General features: G+C 69.6%; 14 protein-coding genes. 5 read left to right on the plus strand and 9 right to left on the minus strand.

Features of this window, described 5'->3' with window-relative positions; all coding sequences use genetic code 11:
- From AB0946_RS00820 to AB0946_RS00845, 6 genes are all read right to left on the minus strand, one after another.
- Complete coding sequence (locus tag AB0946_RS00820) at nt 1-138, minus strand: hypothetical protein (RefSeq protein WP_366758502.1); 138 nt, start codon at nt 136-138, stop codon at nt 1-3.
- A 300-nt stretch (nt 139-438) separates the two neighbouring features.
- Nucleotides 439-2,163, minus strand: a complete 1,725-nt coding sequence (locus AB0946_RS00825) for an MFS transporter (protein ID WP_366758503.1) — start codon at nt 2,161-2,163, stop codon at nt 439-441.
- A gap of 48 nt (nt 2,164-2,211) precedes the next feature.
- Nucleotides 2,212-2,523: a cupin domain-containing protein gene (locus tag AB0946_RS00830; RefSeq protein WP_366758505.1), complete on the minus strand. Its 312-nt coding sequence runs from the start codon at nt 2,521-2,523 to the stop codon at nt 2,212-2,214.
- Nucleotides 2,524-2,575: 52 nt separating this feature from the next.
- Complete coding sequence (locus AB0946_RS00835; protein WP_366758506.1) at nt 2,576-3,676, minus strand: Gfo/Idh/MocA family oxidoreductase; 1,101 nt, start codon at nt 3,674-3,676, stop codon at nt 2,576-2,578.
- Nucleotides 3,677-3,690: 14 nt separating this feature from the next.
- A complete protein-coding gene (uvrA, locus tag AB0946_RS00840; RefSeq protein WP_366758507.1) occupies nt 3,691-6,198 on the minus strand; it encodes an excinuclease ABC subunit UvrA in 2,508 nt (835 codons plus the stop codon).
- A gap of 13 nt (nt 6,199-6,211) precedes the next feature.
- Nucleotides 6,212-7,369 (minus strand): nucleotide disphospho-sugar-binding domain-containing protein, encoded by a 1,158-nt coding sequence (locus tag AB0946_RS00845; RefSeq protein WP_366758508.1) that lies wholly within the window; start codon nt 7,367-7,369, stop codon nt 6,212-6,214.
- 88 nt (nt 7,370-7,457) lie between these two features.
- Here AB0946_RS00845 and rfbC point away from each other — a divergent pair, with 88 nt between their 5' ends.
- Together rfbC and AB0946_RS00855 are read left to right on the plus strand one after the other, a co-directional pair.
- On the plus strand, nt 7,458-8,102 hold the full coding sequence (rfbC, locus tag AB0946_RS00850; RefSeq protein ID WP_366758509.1) for a dTDP-4-dehydrorhamnose 3,5-epimerase: 645 nt from the start codon (nt 7,458-7,460) through the stop codon (nt 8,100-8,102).
- A 2-nt stretch (nt 8,103-8,104) separates the two neighbouring features.
- Entirely contained in the window at nt 8,105-9,322 is a 1,218-nt protein-coding gene (locus AB0946_RS00855; RefSeq protein WP_366758510.1) for a cytochrome P450, read from the plus strand.
- Nucleotides 9,323-9,418: 96 nt separating this feature from the next.
- On the opposite strand, the gene AB0946_RS00860 is transcribed toward AB0946_RS00855, so the two are convergent.
- Together AB0946_RS00860 and AB0946_RS00865 are read right to left on the minus strand one after the other, a co-directional pair.
- Nucleotides 9,419-10,198 (minus strand): SDR family NAD(P)-dependent oxidoreductase, encoded by a 780-nt coding sequence (locus AB0946_RS00860; protein ID WP_366758511.1) that lies wholly within the window; start codon nt 10,196-10,198, stop codon nt 9,419-9,421.
- A 33-nt stretch (nt 10,199-10,231) separates the two neighbouring features.
- Nucleotides 10,232-10,480, minus strand: coding sequence for an acyl carrier protein (locus tag AB0946_RS00865; protein WP_366758512.1), 249 nt, complete (start codon nt 10,478-10,480; stop codon nt 10,232-10,234).
- A gap of 268 nt (nt 10,481-10,748) precedes the next feature.
- On the opposite strand from AB0946_RS00865, the gene AB0946_RS00870 reads away from it, so the two are divergent.
- From AB0946_RS00870 to AB0946_RS00880, 3 genes are all read left to right on the plus strand, one after another.
- Nucleotides 10,749-12,074: an NDP-hexose 2,3-dehydratase family protein gene (locus tag AB0946_RS00870; RefSeq protein WP_366758513.1), complete on the plus strand. Its 1,326-nt coding sequence runs from the start codon at nt 10,749-10,751 to the stop codon at nt 12,072-12,074.
- A 27-nt stretch (nt 12,075-12,101) separates the two neighbouring features.
- Complete coding sequence (locus AB0946_RS00875) at nt 12,102-12,506, plus strand: hypothetical protein (protein ID WP_361693373.1); 405 nt, start codon at nt 12,102-12,104, stop codon at nt 12,504-12,506.
- A gap of 154 nt (nt 12,507-12,660) precedes the next feature.
- Nucleotides 12,661-13,464, plus strand: a complete 804-nt coding sequence (locus AB0946_RS00880) for an AfsR/SARP family transcriptional regulator (protein WP_366758514.1) — start codon at nt 12,661-12,663, stop codon at nt 13,462-13,464.
- Nucleotides 13,465-13,508: 44 nt separating this feature from the next.
- On the opposite strand, the gene AB0946_RS00885 is transcribed toward AB0946_RS00880, so the two are convergent.
- A complete protein-coding gene (locus AB0946_RS00885; protein WP_366758515.1) occupies nt 13,509-14,324 on the minus strand; it encodes an antibiotic biosynthesis monooxygenase in 816 nt (271 codons plus the stop codon).
- Between the last annotated feature and the right edge of the window lie 104 nt (nt 14,325-14,428).

Raw genomic sequence — 14,428 nt, forward strand, 5'->3', positions numbered from 1 at the left:
TCAGGCCCCGGCGCGGTCCGTGGTGGCGGGCTCCGCCGCCTCCGCCCAGCACACGAAGGAATCGGTCGGCGCGGTCCACGGACCGGCCGGGTTGTACTCCTCGATGAACAGGTCGTCGGACACCTGCTGTGCGGCCATGACTTTTCCCTTCCCTCGTCAGTGAACCGCATCGGGCGACGCGGTCGGTGACCGTGCGGGGGCGCCGTCGTCCTGCCGGTTGGTGCATCCGTGGCGTCGGCGGCTGACCAGGAGTCTCGCCGAGAGGGCGAAGGCCGGGGTAGTGCCGCGTTCACCGGACGGGGTGACGAATTCATGATCGCTGGATGACGGGTTCAGCAGGCTTCACCCTCCGTGCGCCGACGGCCGTGCGGGCCACGGCCCACGGGGATGTGCTGCCCCGCGGGCCGTGGCCCGGCTCTTGCTGCGGTTCGCGACCGTTCAGGAGGTCTCCGCCGCGGCCTTCCACTCCGCGGCGGCCTGCTTCTCGCCGTGCGCCGCGTTCTTGCGGGGCAGCAGGAACGTCAGCACGAGGGTGAGGACCATGCCGCCGATGAACCAGCGCAACGAGTGGGCGAAGGTGTCGGCGAACGTCAGCGCGTTGGTGTGCTTGCCCGCGTCGGCGTAGACCGCCGCGGCCTTCTGGTTGCTGCTCAGCTCGGACGGGACCTTGGCGCAGCTCGGCGCCCGGACCGTCCAGTCCTTCTCCTTGGCCTGGTCGCTCGTGCACTGCACGAAGTAGTCCACGATCCGGTCCGCGCTCTGCCCCGTGACCGACACGGCGGACAGGTCCTTGCGCAGCTGCGACGCCGTGTCCCGGGCGTTGTCGGACGCGTTGCCGCCCAGGGCGCCGAAGAAGATGACGCTGACCAGGGCCGTGCCGATGGCGAACCCGAGCTGCTGGTTGGTGTTGACCAGGCCGGAGGCCGAGCCCGCGTCCTGCATCGGGGCCTCGCTGGTGGCCATGTCCGGGATCGGGGACATCACCATGCCGAAGCCGAGCCCGAAGAAGGCCAGCGGGAGCGCCATCTGCCAGGTGGTGACGCCGCTGCCGTAGTGCTCGACCACCCAGATGTAGGAGCCGAGGCCCAGCAGCACCAGCACCGCGCCGAGCTGCAGCAGCTTGCGCCCCATCTTGGCGGCGAGCACGGCGTACGACAGCGCCGAGGTGATGAAGGTGGTGATGCAGAACGGCAGGCTGGTCAGACCGGCATGGATCGGGGTCCAGCCCAGGCCGACCTGCATGTACAGGCTCCAGGACAAGAAGAACACGCCCACGCCGATGTTGAACGCCAGCTGCACGCCGAGCGCGGAGGAGAAGCTGCGCAGCCGGAACAGGTTGAGCGCGACCAGCGACGAGCCGTCCTCGCGGGTACGGGCCTGCTGCTGCCGCAGGAAGACGAACAACGCCACCGGCGTCAGCGCCAGCAGGACGAAACCCCAGGCCGGCCAGCCCAGCTCGCGGCCCTGGATGAGCGGGAAGACGAGCAGGAACAGGGTGACCGCGGCGAGGATCGCGCCGATGATGTCCAGCCGGAGCGCCACCGGTGCCCTGGACTCGCTGATGCTGGTCTGTCCCACGATCAGACCGAACAGGCCGACGGGGACGTTGATCAGGAACACCAGCCGCCATTCCAGGTCGAACAGGTTCCACTCGACGAGCAGGCCGCCGAGGCTCAGCCCGGTGAGCGCGGCGAGGCCGGCGACCGTGCCGAACATGCCGAACGCCTTGGCGCGCTCCTCGGGCGGGAAGCTGACGTGGATGATCGCCAGGACCTGCGGCACCATGACCGCGGCGAAGCCGCCCTGGGCCAGCCGGGACACGATCAGCATGCCCGGGTCGACGGACAGGGCGGCGGCGAGCGAGGCGAGGGTGAAGCCCGCCACGCCGATCTGGAAGATCCGCTTGCGGCCGTAGATGTCGCCGAGCCGACCGCCGAGGATCAGCAGGAGGGCGAAGGCGAGCTGGTAGCCGGCGGTGACCCACTGGATCTCCGCGTAGCCGGCGTCGAGATCGGTGCGGATGGAGGGGATGGCCACGTTCAGGATCGTGCTGTCGAGCATGTCCATGAACGCGGCCACGAGGATCACCGTCAGCGCGATCCAGCGCTTGGGATTGAGCCCTCCCTCCTGCTCTCCCGACGAAGTTGCTTCCAGAGCGGTCACGAGCTTCTCCTTCTATGGGGGGTGTGTGTACGGCGGGGGTCGGCGGTGTCAGAGCAGCACGTAGGGATGTGTGTCGCTCGGCGAATAGGGATGTGAGGCCACCTCCACCACCTGGGTGGGGCTGAGCGCCATGTAGCTGTGCACAAGGCGCGGGTGAACGGTGACCAGGTCCCCGGCCACCAGCACGATGTCGACGCGCTGGCCGGTGTCGAGGTCGTAGTACGCGGCCCTCAGTTCACCGGAGATCACGAACATCACCTCGGTCTTGTCGAGGTGGTAGTGGTTGCCGCGGCAGGGTCCGCCCGGAAGGCAGTCCCAGTAGGCGGCGAACCGGTAGGTGTCGCCGTTGGCGAACCTCACGAGATCTCCGGCTGGAGAGGAGAGCCTGCCCGGGCCGTCGCCCGGTATGACGTCACGGAATTTCGCGACGCGCTCGCAGCGGAGTTTGTCGGTGACAGCGGAGTTCATAAGGCCCCTCTCGGATCTCCCAGCTCGGAACAGGGTGCTGTGCAGCGCTGGAAGCGGCCTCGTCCGCCGCTAGAACCCCGGCCACCAGACGGGCCACAGCCAGGGCCCGCTCCTGGTGCCGCTCGCGAAGACCGCGCCCCGCAAACGGACCGTGCCGGACGGCGTGCGAGAACGCGCCTACGGCCCCGAGGTACTGGTCGTCGGGGTGCAGGACCAGTTCCTCGGTGCCGTCCGGCCGCTCCAGGCGGATCACCGGGCGGTGGTCGGCGGGCGGCGCGTAGGCGCGCTCGACCCGGATCCGGCCCGCGCTCCCCCACAGCTCGTACCCCGACCGGTAGGCGTGCTCCATGCCGAACACCACCTGCGCGGTCACCCCGTCCGGTGTGGCCAGCAGGACCGCGCCGCCGGTGTCCACGCCGTGCTCGGGGTGCCGGCGCAGCCGCGCCCCGCAGACGGTGAGCGCGGGGCCGAGGAAGGAGCGGGCGGCGAGCAGCGGATTGACGGCGATGTCCAGCAGGGCGCCGCCGCCCAGGTCCGCGTCGTAGCGGATGTCCCCCGGGGGCGGCGCGGGAATGGCGAACTCCCCTGTGAAACTTCGTAAGGCACCGATGGCGCCGTCCGCGAGCAGGCCCCGGATCCGCCGGTGCAGGCGATGGTGGGGAAACATGAAGTTCTCGGCGAGCACCAGGCCGCGCGCGGCGGCCAGCTCGAACAGCCGCTGGGTGGAGTCGACGTCGCCGGTCAACGGCTTCTCGCCGAGAACGTGCTTGCCCGCCAGCAGCGCTCGTTCGATCCACTGGGCGTGCAGGGCCACCGGCAGCGGCACATAGACGGCCTCCACGTCCGGGTCGGCGAGCAGGCGTTCGTAGCCCGTCACGGCCGCACAGCCGTACTGGTCGGCCACCTCGCGGGCTCGGGCGCCGTGCCGGCTGGCCACGGCCACCACCCGGCTGCCGGGGTCCGCCGCGAGAGCGGGCAGCACCCGGCGGCGGGCGATGTCCGCACACCCCAGCACACCGACACGGACCTGCTCCGAGCCCGGCAAGGGGGACTCCTTCATCACGGGCGCTCGCTCATCCCCAGTACGTCGCGCAGGAAGCGCCCGGTGTGGCCGTGCGGCTGCCCGGCCACCTGCTCGGGGGTGCCCGCGGCGACCAGCGCGCCGCCGCCGTCTCCGCCTTCCGGACCGATGTCCACCACCCAGTCCGCCGTCTTGATCAGGTCGAGGTTGTGCGAGACCGCGAGCACGGTGTGGCCCTTGTCCACCAGGCTGTGCAGCACCGACAGCAGCCGGTCGATGTCGCTGGAGTGCAGGCCGGTGGTCGGCTCGTCCAGCAGGTAGAGGGTGTGCGCGCCCGCCCTGCGCTGCAGTTCGTTGGCGAGCTTGACGCGCTGGGCCTCACCGCCGGAGAGTGTGGTCGCGGACTGACCGAGGCGCAGGTAGCCCAGGCCGACCTCGTCGAGCACGCGCAGCGGGGCCTCGATCACGGATTCCCCCGCGAAGAACTCCAGCGCCTCCTCGATGGGCATCTCCAGCACCTCGGCGATGTTCTTGCCGCGGTAACGGATCTCCAGCGTCTCCGCGTTGTAGCGGGTGCCGTTGCAGGTCTCGCAGTGCAGGAAGACATCGGGCAGCAGCTGCATCTCGATCTTGATGGAGCCGTCGCCGGCGCAGGTCTCGCAGCGCCCGCCCGCCGAGTTGAAGGAGAACCGGCCCGGCTTGTAGCGGCGCTTCTTCGCCTCCGGGGTCTGGCAGAACACCTTGCGGATGCTGTCGAAGACGCCGGTGTACGTCGCCGGGGTCGACCGGCCCGAACGCCCGATCGGCGCCTGGTCCACCTTGATCACACGGTCGATGAGGCCCAGGCCCTCGATCCTGGTGTGGGCGCCCGGCGCCGGTGCGTCGCCGCCCAGCGCGCCCTCCACCGCCGGGTAGAGGATGTCGTCCACCAGCGTGGACTTGCCGGCCCCTGACACCCCGGTGACCGCGATGAAGGTGCCGAGCGGGAAGGAGACGTCGAACCCGGCGAGGTTGTTCTCCTTCGCGCCGTACACGGTGATCCGGCGATCGGGCGCCGGCGGCCTTCGGCTCTCGGGCACCGCGATGCCGCGTGTCCCGCTCGTGTAGCCGCCCGTCGGCGAGTCCACATCGCCGAGCAACTGCTCGACCGGGCCGCTGAACAGCAGTTCGCCGCCGTGCTCGCCGGCGGCGGGACCGAGTTCCACCACCCAGTCCGCGGCCTTGATCATCTGGTGGTCGTGCTCGACGATCAGCACCGTGTTGCCCTGGTCGCGCAGGTCCCGCAGGGTGGCCACCAGCTTCTCGATGTCCCTGGGGTGCAGACCGGTGGTCGGCTCGTCCAGGACGTACAGCAGGCCGAACATGTCGGTGCCGAGCAGGCCGGCCAGCCGGATGCGCTGCGACTCGCCACCGGACAGGGTGCGTGCCGGACGGTCCAGGGTGAGGTACTCCAGCCCCATCCGCGTCAGGTGGCCCAGCCGCTGGACGATCTCCTCCAGGGCCTGGCCGACGGCGGCACGCTCCCGCCCGGACACATCCAGCTCCTGGAAGAAGCGCAGCGACACGGAGACCGGCAGCGCCGTCACCTCCGCGATGCCGCGCCCGGCCACCCGGACCGCGAGCTGCGCCGGGTTGAGCCGGCCTCCGCCGCACTCGCCGCAGGGGGCCGGCCGCATGTAGTTCTCCAGCTGGCCGAAGTTCTCACCGCCGGACTTCCGGTACCGCTCGTAGAGCCAGGGCACCACCCCGGTGAACACCACGTCCTTGACCGGGTCATTGGGCTTGTCGAACTTCCTGGCCCGGACCTTGATGTCGGTGCCGTGCAGCAGCTTGCGCCGCAGCTCCTCGGAGAGTTCCTCCCAGGGCGTGTTCTCGTCCTCGCCCTCCATCTGCGCCACCGCCCGGGCCTTCATCCGCTCCGGTTCGGTGAAGGTGGGCCGCCAGGGCGTGATCGCGCCCTCCACCAGGGAGCGGCTCGGATCGGCGACCAGGGTCGTGGGGTCCACCTCGAGACGGGTGCCGACGCCCTGGCAGGCGGTGCACTGGCCGAAGGGGAGGTTGAAGGAGAAGGCCCCGTTGGTCATCTCGGGCAGCGCGGTGTCGTGGCCCTGCGGACAGGCGTCCTCGCTCAGCTCGGTCCCGCACACGGTGCAGTGCGGGTGTCCGATCCGCGCGAACACCACCCGCAGCAGGTCGTACACCTCGGTGACCGTGCCCACCGTGGAGCGCGGGCTGCGGGACGCCGAGGAGCGCTGGTCGACCGCGACCGCCGAGCACAGGCCGCCGATGTGGTCCACGTCCGGCTTGTCCATCTGGTGCATGAACTGCCGGGCGAAGGTCGACATGCTCTGCAGCTGGCGTCGCTGGCCCTCGGCATAGATGGTCGCGAAGGCCAGGGAGGACTTGCCCGATCCGGAGACGCCGGTGAACACCGTGAGGTTGCGGTGCGGCAGGTCCACGTCGACGCCGCGCAGATTGTGCTCGCGGGCGCCGCGTACCTGAAGTGTCTCCGGCAGCAGGTCTGCTCGGCTGTTCGTGTTGCTCAACGGGCTTCCTTCCCTACCGTCCCGGCCTGGCGCCGGCGAGGTTCTCGATGAGGGGCACCACGGCCGCCGGGGACGGCATGGCGGCCACCTCCGCGCGCAGCGCCCGGGCCTTGACCCGGTACGAGTCGTCCTCGAGCAGGGCCCGGCAGTTCTCCACGACGGCGTCCGGATCGATCGGCTGTTCCACCAGCTGGCGGGCGGAGCCGTACGCGGTGACGCGGCGGGCACTGTCGTACTGCTCGGCGACGATCGGCTGCGGGACCAAGAGCTGCGGCAGCCCCGCCAGGATCGCCGCCATGGTGGAGCCGCCGCCGCAGTGATGAACCACCAGGTCGCAGGAGGGCAGCACCGAGGCCAGCGGCAGGAACCCGGCGGCCAGTACCGCGTCGGGCAGCGGGCCCAGCTCGGGTACGACGTCGTCGGCGACCGCGACGAGCAGCTCCACTCCGAGTGCGGGCAGCGCGTTGACCAGGTCTCTCAGCACGCGGGCGCCGCCGGCCGCCGGGGCCACCGTGCCCAGCGTGAGCAGCAGCCGGGGGCGCGTGCGCTCGTCGAAGACCCAGGACGGCACGGTGGCCGGGGGGTCGTACTGGACGTAGCGCATCGGGACGCCGTGGGCACCGCCGCTGGGCAGCAGCGAGGCCGGGCAGGGCTCCAGCGCCAGGTCCGGCTCGGGCAGGGCGCCCAGGCCCAGCTCGGCCAGCTCCGGCGTCAGCTCGTCGGCCCCCGACTTGTCCATCTCGCGGAAGTATCCGAGGCCGACTCCGTGCTCGATCCAGGGGATGCCCTTCACCTGCGCGACGACGCCGGCCGCGTAGGTGTGCGGCTCGGCGAGGATGACGTCGGGCTTCCACTTCTCGGCGACATCGAGGAGGCCGGGCAGGGTGCGCGCCGCGAGCCTGCCGAAGCCGCGGCCGGCCTGCTCCAGCATCTGGGGCTCTTCACGCGCGAAGGCGATGGGGTTTCCCTCCCGGTCGTGGGCCATGACCTCGCGCATGTGCATCGGCCCGTACGTCGGCATGAAGGACAGCCCGGAGCCGTTGGCCATGGGGGCAAGGGTCTCCGGTGCGGCGACCAGCACCTCGTGACCTGCCGCGCGCAGTGCCCAGGCCAGCGGTACGACGGGACAGTAGAGCCCGTAGCTCGGGCCGGTGCTCACAAGAATCCTCATGGTGAGCACCCAACCAGCCTCCACTTGAGCCTGCCTTGAGCCGCCGCCACCAGCGCCGCTCTAGCCGCCTCTCGTAGCTTCGCAGGCCATGGAGATCGAGGAGATGGCCGTGCGGGGCGCCTACCGCATCCGGCCGCGAATCCACAGCGACGAGCGGGGTGCGTTCTTCGAGTCCTTCCGGGACGGGGAGTTCACCCGGGTCACCGGCCATGTGTTCCGGCCGGTGCAGACCAACTTCTCCGTCAACCACCGCGCCGTGCTGCGCGGGATGCACGGGGTGAGTCTGCCGCCGGGCCAGGCCAAGTACGTCACCTGTGTCCGCGGCGCCGTGCTGGACGTCGTGCTGGACGTGCGTGTCGGTTCGCCGACCTTCGGCTCGCACGACGTCAACCTGCTGGAGCCCGGCAAGGGTACAGCCGTGTTCCTGCCCGACGGAATGGCGCACGGCTTCATCTCACTGACCGACGACTCCTGCGTGAGCTACGTGTTCGACACCCCGTACGTCCCGGGCACGCCCTTCGAGATCAACCCGTTCGACCCGGATCTGGGACTGCCCTGGCCCTTGACGGAGGAACCGGTGGTCGCGGAGAAGGACCTCCGGGCACCGGGCCTGTCCCGGGCCACCGAACTCGGCATCCTGCCCCGCTACGAGGACTGCCTGGCGCACAGCGCGCGGCAGCGCACTGCTTTGCCTTCTGAATTCGTCTCGGAACTCGCCGGAGAAAAGGAGTAGTCATGTCGGTGAACGCCGCGGAACCCACGAGCGAGCGATCGACCTTTCCCTACAAGCGCAAGTGCCCCTTCTCCATGCCCGAGGAGTACGGGCCCATGATGGAGAAGGGGTCGGTGACCAAAGTCAGCCTCATCACCGGCCTGGAGGTCTGGGCGGTCACCGACTACCACCTGATCCGCCAGTTGCTGACCGACCCGCGGATCAGTTCCTCGCGCAAGCACGAGAACTTTCCCTTCTACTTCGAGGCCCCGCCGGAGTTCCGCACCGAGACCTCCTTCATCGGGTACGACGCTCCCGAGCACACCACCACCCGCCGCAAGGCCGCCGTCACCTTCACCAACCGCCGGGTGCAGCAGCTGCGCGAGAAGATCGCCGAGAACGTGGACCTCCGCCTCGACGCCCTGGAGGCCGCGGGCTCGCCGGCCGACCTGCACGAGCTGGTCTCGCTCCCGGTACCGATGTCGATGATCTGCGAGCTGCTCGGAGTGCCGTACGAGGACCACGAGTTCTTCGCCGCGCACGGCACCAACCTGCTCGGCGGCCACAGCACCCCCGAACAGCGCCAGGCCGCGATGGTGGAGGTCGGCAGGTACCTGGAGAAGCTGGTCGGCCTCAAGGAGCGCGAGCCCGGCGACGACCTGCTCAGCCGGGCGATCGTCGCCTACCGGGAGTCCGCCGAGGAGTACACGACGCGCGACCTGGTCAACCTGTGCCGGCTGCTGATGAACGGCGGGCACGAGACCACCGCCAACATGATCTCCCTGTGCACCATGGCCCTGCTGCGCAATCCGGACCAGCTGGAGCAGCTCAAGGCCGACCCGGCGCTGATCGGCCCGGCCGTCGAGGAACTCGTGCGCTACATCACCATCGGCGACCTGGCCATCCCCCGGGTCGCGCTGGACGACATCGAGCTCGACGGCGTGACCATCAAGAAGGGCGACGGCATCCTGTGCCTGTCCCTGCCCGCCAACCGCGACGCCACGGTCTTCGAGCGGCCGGACGAACTGATCCTGTCCCGCGGCAACCGACGCCACCTCGGCTTCGGGCACGGCGCGCACTACTGCATCGGCGCGGACCTGGCCCGGGTGGAGCTGGAGATCGCCCTCACCAAGATTTTCGCGCGTTTCCCGAACCTCCAGCTGGCGGTGCCCTTCGAGGACATCCGCACCAAGGAGGGCTCCGTCGTCTACGGTGTGTGGTCGCTGCCGGTCAAGTGGTGACCACGGCTTGAGGGAGGGGGTGCCCCGCACTCCCTCCCTCTTTTGTGCGCTGTTCGGTTGTCGAGTGCGCGCGGCGGCCGGAGCCGGCGCGCGCGCTCAGTAGTTGCCCAGGCCGCCGCAGACGTTGATCGCCTGCGCCGTGATGGACGCCGCGGTGTCGGTCACCAGGTAGGAGACCAGGCCGGCGACCTCCTCCGGGGTCGAGTAACGGCCCAGCGGTATCTTCGCGTTGAACTTCTCCAGGACGTCCTGTTCGGAGACGCCCCAGAAGTCCGCGTACCCGGACCGGACCCGCTCGGCCATCGGTGTCTCGACGTATCCGGGACACACCGCGTTGACGGTGATGCCCGTCTTCGCCAGTTCGAGACCGACGGCCTTGGTGAAGCCGACCACCCCGTGCTTGGACGCCGAGTAGGGCGACGCGTAGACGACCCCCTGCTTGCCTCCGGTGGAGGCGATGCTGACGATCCGCCCGTAGCCGTTCTCGCCCATCCGGCCGGACGCCAGCACCTCTCTGGTCACGCGGAAGACACCGTTGAGGTTGGTGTCGATCACGTCGAGCCAGAGCGGCTCCTCGAGCTGCGCGATCTCCCCGCCGCCGCCCCGGCCGGCGTTGTTGACCAGAATGTCGATCCGGCCGAAGCGCTCCACGGCCGCCGCGACGGCGGCACGCACATCGTCGGCGGAGGTCACGTCGCACGGCCCGCCGGCCACCTCCAGCCCCTCCGAAACGAGCTTCTCCACCGTCTCGGCCAGCTTGTCGGCGTCCCGGGCGCACCCGTACACCGCGATCCCCTGCTCCGCGAGGGTCCGGGTCACCGCGAGTCCGATGCCACTGCTGGCCCCGGTGACGAAAGCCACCCGCCTGTCACTCATCCGGGTTGTCCCGTCCCTTCCCGTCCGGGCCCCTCACGCGGCGACCTTGGCGTTCACGAAGTCCGTCATCGCTTGCGGCGTGCTCAGGTGCTCGATGTCGTCGGTGATGTCGACCCCGTACTCCCGCTTGATCAGGGCCGCGGTCTCCAGCAGGGCCAGCGAGTCGTAGCCGAGTTCGCTGAACGTGGTCTCGCCGATTTCGCCGGCGAGCTGCTCGGACTCGTCCTCGCCCGCGCTGATCCGCAGAATGTCCTTGAGCCGGTCGATCGTCAGTTCCGCCATGTCCATCTCCCGTGTCGGAGGGTTGTCCGTGCTCAGGGAATCTCTTCCGGACGACTCGGATCGCGCTCGTGGACGCCTGGAAAACCGACTTCCCGAGCAATGCTCCAGTAGCGCTGCCGCGGAATTCGAGCGGCCCCGTCCAGCGTGAGCGCACCAACGAATCCCAGCCAGCGAGGGTGTGTCGGGTGTGATAAGTCTGAAGCCACGGGAGGATATCGATCTTCCCAGCCGACTTGCCGATTCCGCCAAGCGGACGGTGGGCGTTCAGATGCGCATGGACGAGTTCGACGCGTGGCTGGCCGAACGGGCGGCTGCGCATGATTTCACGGTCGACCGCATTCCTTTTGCCGGGCTGCGCGGCTGGCACTTCGAGAACGACATCGGAAACCTGGTGCACGACAGCGGCCGCTTCTTCTCCGTGGAGGGCCTCTGCCTGAGCACCCCCGGATCCGCCCACCAGTTCCAGCCGATCATCAACCAACCGGAGGTCGGCATACTCGGGATTCTCGTCAAGGAGTTCGACGGGATCCTGCACTTTCTGATGCAGGCCAAGATGGAGCCGGGCAACCCGGTGCCGCTGATGCTCTCGCCGACCGTCCAGGCGACCCGGAGCAACTACACCCAGGTCCACCGGGGTGCCCGGGTCAAGTACCTGGAGTACTTCACGGGGCAGCGCCCGGCGCGGGTGATGGCCGACGTGCTGCAGTCCGAGCACGGCGACTGGTTCTACCGCAAACGGAACCGGAACATGCTCGTCGAAGCGGACGCCGACGACGTCGTACCGCTGACCGACGACTTCTGCTGGCTGACCCTCGGGCAGATCAACGCCTTGCTGGCCAGGGACAACGTGATCAACATGGACTCGCGCACGGTGCTGGCGTGCCTGCCCCTGGTGGGACCCGGCGCCGGGGCCGACGACCGGTTCGGCCGGTCGCTGACCGCCTCGCGCGACCCCGGCGCCGGCGCGGTGTCGACCATGACCGAGCTGCTGAGCTGGTTCACCGGGCAGCGCACCGAACACCGGCTCGACGCCGGCCGGCTGCCGCTGGGCGCACTGCCGGGCTGGCACCGCGACGACAAGGAGATCAGCCGGGACGACGGCCGTCGCTTCCGGGTGGTCGCCGTCGACGTGCGGGCCGACAACCGGGAGGTCGCCAGCTGGTCCCAGCCCCTCATCGAGCCCGTCGGCACAGGCCTGTCGGCGTTCCTGGTCCGGGAGTTCGACGGGGTGCTCCATGTGCTCGTGCGCGCCAGGACCGAGGGCGGCTTCCTGGACGGCGTCGAACTGGGCCCGACGGTCCAGTGCATGTCCGCCTCCGAACTGGAGGAGGAGACCTCGCCGTTCCTCGGCCTGATCCCCGCCCCGGGCTCCCCGCGGATCCGTTACGAGGCGGTCCACGCCGAGGAGGGCGGCCGCTTCCTGAACGCGGTCAGCCGGTACGTCATCGCGGAGGTGGACGGACCGGAACCCGGCGCGCTGCCACCCGACCACGCCTGGGTGACCGTGGGCCAGCTCACCGCTCTGCTCCGGCACAGCCAATACGTCGATGTGCAGGCACGCACTCTCGTGGCCTGCCTGAACTCCCTCGGCTAGGCAGGGCACGGGGGAAAGGAGCGGAAGATGGCACTGCGGCGCCCTCGTCCCGTCGTCGCGGTCATGTGGACGGTGGACGGCAGCCTCGTGCGCTGCGCCGCCGGCCTGGCCGAGGAACACGGAGGCGATCTCGTCGTCGTCCTGGTCGTACGACGGCCCTGGACGCTGCTGCTCGACTGCTCCTTGGCCGCCGCGTTCGACTCCACGGATCTCGAACTGGAGTCCCTGCTCAAGATCGGGGCGTGCCTGGAGGGCACGGCTGTGCGCTGGACCCTGCACACGGCCTACAGCGACACCGGCAGATCCGTCGCCGGCCTGATCCGCAGGAGCCGGCCCGGCTGGCTCGTGCTGGGCCGCCGCCGCTGGCGGCACACCGCCAGGATGGTGGGCTCTCCCGCACTCCCCGAGGGCACCAAGGTACTGATCGTCTGATCCGCTCTCATCCCGGGTATGAAAATCCCATACCCGGGTCCTGTGAACCTCATGCGTAATGGTGATCGCGGCAGTTCCGAGCCACAAAGAGCTTGTGCATTCTTCAAAGGGAACCGCAGAGGCTGAAAAGAAGCGTCACACAAAGGGGGATAAGTTGCTGGAAATAAACGTGCTCGGGCCCATGGAGGCCACGGGGGCGGGCCGGTGCATCGCGCCGACGGCGGCGAAACCACGCCAGGTCCTCGCCCTGCTGGCGCTGCGGGCCGGTGAGGTCGTGTCGGTGTCCACCCTGGTCGAGGAGATCTGGGGTGAGAAACCGCCGCGGAGCGCACTGACGACCTTGCAGACCTACATCCTGCAACTGCGCAGACTGATCGGCCACGTCGTGCTGTCGGGCTCGGCGAAGGACGTCCTGCTGACCCGCTACAACGGCTACCTGTTCAGCCCCGAGGATGTGATGGTGGACGCCCAGCTCTACGACGGGCTCGTCGACGAGGCCAACCAGGCATCGGAGAACAGCGACCACGTGGAGGCGTACCGGCTGGCCCGGCAGGCGCTCGACCTGTGGTCCGGGGACGCCCTGGTCGACGTACTGCGGGGGGTCCATCTCAGCATCGAGGCCACGCGTCTGGAGCAGAGCCGGCTGGGCCTGCTCGAGACCCGTATCGACGCCGAACTGCACCTGGGCAGGCACCACATGCTGCTCGGCGAGCTGGCGGTGCTGGTCGCCCGCAATCCGCTGCACGAGAACTTCTGCGCCAAGCTGATGACGGCCCTCTACCGCTCGGGGCAGCGCTGGCGCGCACTGGAGGTCTACCAGCGCGTGCGGACCGAGCTCGCCGACGAACTCGGGCTGGAGCCGTCGGCGCGGCTGCAGCAGTTGCAGCACGCGATCCTGTCCGCGGATCCCGCGCTCGACTTCGTCGCCCCGACCGTCCTGTTCACACAGCCGACATGACCGGGTGCGGGAACGGCGACCAGGCCGTTCCCGCACGCGGCTGCTCATTCGGCGTCGGCGGCCCGCACGCTCAGACGTGCCTCGAACAACTCCGGGCTCGACACGGCGAGCGCTCGCAGCGCCGCGCTGTGCGGCTGGAACTCCGGCTGTGCGACCGCCGCCCGCAGGCTGGCGTTGTCCGTCCAGCGTGCGATGTTCACGTACGACGTCGGCTCGTCGGGCCTGCGGTGCAGCGTGTGCTCGATGAAGCCCGGCTGTGCCGCGAAGAAGGCCGAGGTCCCGGCGAAGACCGCCTCGAACTCCTCGGTCGATCCCGTCACCTGGAACTTGTTCACGAGCGTCACGGGGGCCGCGGGGGCCGCGGGGGCCGCGCTCGTCTCCGCACCGACCCGGGCGACGACCTGCTCGTAGCGGGCCAGCGTCTCCCCGGGGCTCGGGCCGTCGAGCGCCGCGTGGATGAGGGGCGCGATCTCGCCGTGCCGGTGCAGACCGCTGTGCGTGAGGGCCACGGTCGTCCTCCCGGGGCCCAGTGCCTCGAAGTCGACCTCGATGAAGCTCGCCTTCTCGTCGTCGAAGATCGGCTGCCAGTGGGGGCCGACACGCCAGGTCAGCACGATCCGCTTGGGGGGGTTCCACTCCACCACCGTGCCCCAGGCGATCTCGGTTCCGTCGGCTCCGACCTCGTAGTAGCGCCCGCCCTCGAAGGGTTCGATGGTGAGCGACACCCGGTTCTCGACGAAGACGTGCTTCTCGGGAAACCACTCGATCGGACGCTCGGCGAAGATGGCGAAGGCCCGGTCCGCGGGCACGTCCACCGTCACCGTCTTGCGCACATCGGGGACCTTCTGCGCCTCGGTCATGGATGCTCCTTGGGCGTTGGGATCATGTCCCCACACTGGTCGACACGTCTTGAACCTGGGCTGAACACGGATGGAACGCGACGGCCGGCACGGGCGGACCGGGG

Origin of the sequence: Streptomyces sp. NPDC046870 (genome assembly GCF_040704595.1) — a bacterium.
In the GTDB taxonomy this organism is placed as follows: domain Bacteria; phylum Actinomycetota; class Actinomycetes; order Streptomycetales; family Streptomycetaceae; genus Streptomyces; species Streptomyces argyrophylli.